Annotated in this window: 2 protein-coding genes; both read right to left on the bottom strand. The window is 66.6% G+C overall.

From position 1 onward, the window contains the following. Window positions 1–59 precede the first annotated feature (59 nt). Complete coding sequence (locus tag GY769_00025) at window positions 60–1,175, bottom strand: PAS domain S-box protein (protein ID MCP4200305.1); 1,116 nt, start codon at window positions 1,173–1,175, stop codon at window positions 60–62. Window positions 1,176–1,190: 15 nt separating this feature from the next. Then, the coding region (locus GY769_00020) for a histidine kinase (protein MCP4200304.1) at window positions 1,191–1,521 on the bottom strand (331 nt) is incomplete at its 5' end.

Below are 1,521 nucleotides of genomic sequence, written 5' to 3'. Positions count from 1 at the left end.
CGCGCGAACCCCGAAGGGGTTCCATCCCATGGCTCAGGTCTTGGCGGATGTCTGGAGCATCAGCGGAGGATCGTCACCCAGTGGGTCAGGCGGCCCCCGTCGTCCCGCACCGGATCGATGCGCCACTCCATGGAAAAGGCGGCGCCGCCTTTGCGGTAGGTGGTCAGGTCGCCGACGAACGATTTACCCTCTTTCTGGGCCTTGCGTAGGTGACCGAGCGTGATCTGGCTGGTCCTCAGCCCGTTGAGGATGTCGGGGGACTCGCCGAGAAGCTCCTCTTCCGAGTAGCCGGTCAGCCGCTGAAACGCGGAGTTGGCGAAAACGAACCTGCGATCCTCCGGGTCGGCGGTGGTGAAAGCCACCGGCAGGACCGCCTGCTCCATCGCCGCCTGGTGCAGTCGCAGCGATTCTTCCATCCGCTTGCGGTCGCTGATGTCGGTGATGGTCCCGACGTAGCCCTCGACCTCGCCATCGATTTCGGGCTTGGCGAGAGCGTAGCCCCAGACCACCTTGCCGTCGGCGTGCCGAAACCGATACTCGGAGGAGAAATCGCGTCCCGCGGCGACCGCCTCACTCCACTGTGCGAGCACGCGTTGGCTGTCCTCGGGATCCAGGCCCCGGGTCCAACCGTCGGCCACGGCCTCTTCGGCGGCGAGCCCGGCGATCTCGCACCAGCGCTGGTTGACGTAGCGATAGCGGCCGCCGGCGTCCGCGTGGTAGATCCCCACCGGAGAGATCTCCGCCAGGGTCCGGTAGCGCCGCTCGCTTTTCGCCAGCGCTTCCTTCATCCATCGCCGGGAGGCCCGGTGGACCTGGCGCAGCAGCTCCTCGGGCTCGGAGGATTTTTCCAGGTAGGCGAAGGCTCCGAGGTTGACCGAGTCCTTGGCGGAATCGAACGAACCGTAAGCGGTATAGAGGATCACCTGGACCTTGTCGTCGGCGGCGCGGATCCACTCGAGGATCTGGGTACCGGGCTGATCGGGCAGGCGAAGGTCGAGGATGGCCACCGAGAGCTCCTGCCGGCCGATGATCTCGGAGGCCTCCTTGGCGCTGGCGCAGGCCAGGATGGTGAATCCTTCGTCCTCCAGGATCTCGCACAGCGCCTCCCGCTGGTCGGCATTGTCTTCGACGACCAGGATGCTGGAGATCTCTTCCACCAGGGGCTGTGCCGGCATCGCCTCCTCCTCTCGCTACACGCGATCCTCGGATCGCTTGCCGGGGCGCATGCTCACCGGGCCGCCGTCTCGCGCCACCGGCAGCAGCAACCGGAAAACCGATCCTCTGCCAGGGAGACTATCGCATTCGATCCGTCCCCTGTTGGAACGGGCGTAGCGTTGCGACAGCGACAGCCCGAGACCGATGCCGTTCGCCCTGGTGGTAAAGAGCGGCTCGAAGACCTTGGCGAGGTGCTCCTCGGGGATCCCCTCGCCGGTATCGATGACCGAGACCGCCGCCTGGTCGCCGGCGCGTGCGCACTCCAGCCTCAGGGTGCCACCGCCGGGCATCGCCTGCACCGCGTTG

Source organism: bacterium, from assembly GCA_024224155.1.
Classification (GTDB): Bacteria; Acidobacteriota; Thermoanaerobaculia; order Multivoradales; family JAHEKO01; genus CALZIK01.
The sequence above is the reverse complement of the archived record's forward strand: the minus strand, read 5'-3'. Positions and strand labels throughout refer to the sequence as shown.